Consider the following 3,410-nt stretch of genomic DNA (forward strand, 5'->3'; position numbering starts at 1 on the left):
TCGTTGTTTCCAACCTTACCAGATTCTTTTTCCGTTCCGTTTCCGGTTCGGATTCAGTTCCGGTGGCCGTTGGAAGGCCTTTGCCTTTCGGCTGATCCGACTTTATCAGAATCATTTCCGCCGAGCTAATCGGCGTTCGTGATTCGAATGGGAATCGGATTGGCTCCGTGGAAATCAATTCCGACCGGAGCGAGAGAGACTCTAGTGACTGCCCCCGAACTTGTCCAGTCCGAGGCAACCGTTCAAAGCTACCTCCCCACGCCACCCGTGTCAACGGGTCTTGTGGGCGAAGAGGAGACTAGCAGGTCAGCGAGGGTGGACGCACATCAGGCGGCGGTGGGGAGCTCAGCGCTGCGGTCGGAGGACTCCACGTCCCCCGTTTCACCTGCCCTGGCCGCGCGGCCGCCGAGGACGTACACGTACACGAGGAATGCCAGCTCGGCGGCGATGCCGATGGTGATGCGGGCCCAGGTCGGGAGGCCCGAGGGGGTGACGAAGCCTTCGATCAGGCCCGAGACGAAGAGGACCAGCGCCAGGCCGAGGGCCATGCCGAGGGCGGCGCGGCCCTGCTGGGCAAGGGCTGTCCGGCGCGATTGGGGGCCCGGGTCGATGAGGGTCCAGCCGAGCCGGAGGCCGGTGCCGGCGGCGACGAAGACGGCGGTCAGTTCCAGCAGGCCGTGTGGGAGGACGAGGCCGAGGAAGGTGTCGAGGCGGCCTGCCGAGGACATCAGGCCGAGGCCGACGCCCAGGTTCAGCATGTTCAGGAAGAGGATCCACAGCACCGGGACGCAGAGGAAGGCACCGAGGACCAGGCACATGGCGGCGGCTTGGGCGTTGTTCGTCCAGACCTGGGCGGCGAAGGAGGCGGCCGGGTGGCTGGAGTAGTAGGTCTCGTACTCCCCGCCGGGGCGGGTCATCTGGCGGAGCTCGTCGGGGGCCGCGATGGAGGCCTGGACCTCGGGGTGGGTGCCGATCCACCAGCCGATGATCGCGGCCAGGAGGGTGGACAGGACGGCCGTCGGGATCCACCAGTGGCGTGAGCGGTAGACCGCTGCGGGGAACCCGGCTGTCAGGAAGCGGGCGGCGTCGCGCCAGGAGGCGCGGCGGGTGCCCGTGACCGTGGCGCGGGCGCGGGCCACCAGTTGTGTGAGTCGGGCCGTGAGCATGGGGTCCGGGGCGCTGGACTGGATCAGGGAGAGGTGGGTGGCGGTGCGCTGGTAGAGAGCGACCAGTTCGTCGGCCTCGGCCCCGGTGAGGTGGTTGCCGCGGCGCAGGAGTTGGTCCAGGCGGTCCCACTCGGCGCGGTGGGCGGTGACGTAGACGTCGAGGTCCATGATCGGCTGCTGCTCCAGGCACTGGTGCGTACGGTTCGTACTACTGCGGCGCGCTGGTGGTCAGCTTGACAGACTGGCGTTCGGAGGGCCGGGGAAGGTCGAAGAAGGGTGGGCGCTGTGAGCGGGGTAGTGACGGGGGACGCGGTCGTACTCGGCTTGCAGCCGGCGAGGTTGCCGAGCCGGGCGCTGGCCCTTGCCATTGATCTCGTCGTGGTGTGGGCCGCGTACCTGCTGATATCCGTCGGCCTCGCGATAGCCACCGCCTCTCTGGACGAGGCGGCCGTCACGGCGGTGTCGATCGCGACGTTCATGCTCGTGCTGGTGGGTGGGCCCATAGCGGTGGAGACCCTCAGTCATGGGCGTTCGCTGGGGAAGCTGGCGTGCGGGCTGCGGGTGGTGCGGGACGACGGAGGGCCGATCCGGTTCCGGCACGCGCTGGTGCGCGGGGCGATGGGGGTCGTGGAGATCCTGATGACCTTCGGCGTCGTGGCGTGCATCGCTTCCCTGGTGTCGGCCCGGGGGCGGCGTATCGGTGATGTCTTCGCGGGGACGCTTGTCGTGCGTGAGCGGGTGCCGGCGGCCCGGGCGATGGCGGTGCCGCCTCCGCCGCCCTGGCTCGTCGGGCGGTTCGCGCAGCTCGATCTGTCGGCGGTGCCGGACGACCTGTGGCTGGCGATACGCCAGTACCTGACGCGGATGCGGCAGCTCGACGGAGAGGTGGGGCGGGCGCTGGCGGAGCGACTGGCCGACGATCTGGTCGCCCGGACCGGTGCGCCTCCGCCGCCGGGGGTGCCTGCGGCGGAGTATCTGGCCGCGGTGGTGAACGAGCGGCAGGCGCGGGACGCGCGGCGGGCCTTCGCCCCCGAGGGCGGTAGGGCGTCGTCGGTGGGCGGTGGGGCGTCGGTGGCTGGTGGCGCTTCGGCGGGCTTGGGGGCTTCGCTGCCGGGGGTTGGTGGGTCCGCTGGGGTTGATCGGGCCGGTACTGGGGTTGGTGGGTCCGCTGGGGTTGGTGGGTCCGGCGCTGGGGTTGGTGGCTCTGGGGCGGTTGGTTCTGGGGTCGGGGGCTCGGTGGGGAGTGGTCGGGGCGACGGCACGCCGCCCGCCACGGGGTTCGCTCCGCCCGCGTAGGGCGGGCAGCGGTCAGGGGAAGACCGACGGTGGGGTCTGGAGGTCCTCCAGCTCGATGCCGGGGGCCGCGAGGACCACGTCGCCGGCGATGTGGACCGTGTGCTGTTCGCCCGTGTCGAGGGCGTTGACCTGGTATTCGTCCACGGTCAGGGGGCCGTTGTCAGTGGCGTGCGCTTCACTTCTGATCAGGGCCCACGACTGGTCGACCGTGAGGGGGGCGAGGACCGGGTCCGTGAAGGCGACGAGTCGGACACGGGTGGGGGGAGAACCGGGGGTGAGGCGCAGCAGGCGGGATGTCGCGATGAGGAACGCCGGGGACGTGCCGGTGAAGGCGTGGGCGCGCACATTGCCTTCCGTGGCGTGGGTTCCGGTGGGGTCGGTGCGGACCCAGGTGACGCCGTCGAGGGCGGCGCCGCGGACCTGCCAGCTCGCGGCGTGGAGTTCGAGGCGGATGGGGCGGCCGAGGTCGTCGAGGGTGAGGTCGACGGAGCCGGCGTGCTCGCCGGAGGGGGTGGTGATCTGGGAGACGTAGCGCCAGCCGGACGGGCCGGGGGCGCAGTTGAAGTGCTCTTCACCGAGGGGGGTGTGATCGTGCGGATCATGGAGCGAATAGCGGCCGCGGGGCATGGGTCCTCGGGTCCTCGGGATCGGCGGTAGGGGTACGCCCGGTACGGGGCAGGCCCCCGGCACGGGGGTGCGGGGGCCTGCCTGGTACATGCTGCCGCTGACCGGCTGCTGCGGACGTGCGTCAGTGCACGGGCGCCGTCAGTAGCGGTAGTGGTCGGGCTTGTACGGGCCCTCGACCTTCACACCGATGTATTCGGCCTGCTCGGGGCGGAGCGTCGTGAGCTTCACGCCGAGGGCGTCCAGGTGGAGGCGGGCGACCTTCTCGTCGAGGTGCTTGGGCAGCACGTAGACGTCGGTCGGGTACTGCTCGGGCTTGGTGAA

4 protein-coding genes are annotated in these 3,410 nt (G+C 70.4%); 1 reads left to right on the plus strand and 3 read right to left on the minus strand.

Annotated features, from left to right (window positions below):
- Positions 1 to 326: 326 nt before the first annotated feature.
- On the minus strand, positions 327 to 1,334 hold the full coding sequence (locus tag AB0J57_RS34775) for a stage II sporulation protein M (protein ID WP_366132421.1): 1,008 nt from the start codon (positions 1,332 to 1,334) through the stop codon (positions 327 to 329).
- 117 nt (positions 1,335 to 1,451) lie between these two features.
- Between AB0J57_RS34775 and AB0J57_RS34780 the strand changes: the two genes are divergently transcribed.
- Positions 1,452 to 2,462: an RDD family protein gene (locus AB0J57_RS34780; protein ID WP_366132422.1), complete on the plus strand. Its 1,011-nt coding sequence runs from the start codon at positions 1,452 to 1,454 to the stop codon at positions 2,460 to 2,462.
- A 12-nt stretch (positions 2,463 to 2,474) separates the two neighbouring features.
- Here the strand turns inward: AB0J57_RS34780 and AB0J57_RS34785 are convergent, their stop codons facing one another.
- Together AB0J57_RS34785 and AB0J57_RS34790 are read right to left on the minus strand one after the other, a co-directional pair.
- Positions 2,475 to 3,089 carry a hypothetical protein gene (locus AB0J57_RS34785; RefSeq protein WP_366132423.1) on the minus strand — a complete coding sequence of 205 codons (615 nt, stop codon included), beginning with the start codon at positions 3,087 to 3,089 and terminating at the stop codon, positions 2,475 to 2,477.
- A 138-nt stretch (positions 3,090 to 3,227) separates the two neighbouring features.
- Positions 3,228 to 3,410: adenosylhomocysteinase (locus AB0J57_RS34790; protein WP_366132424.1), on the minus strand; the 183-nt coding region annotated here is incomplete at its 5' end.

Source organism: Streptomyces sp. NPDC049837, from assembly GCF_040674455.1.
Lineage (GTDB): Bacteria > Actinomycetota > Actinomycetes > Streptomycetales > Streptomycetaceae > Streptomyces.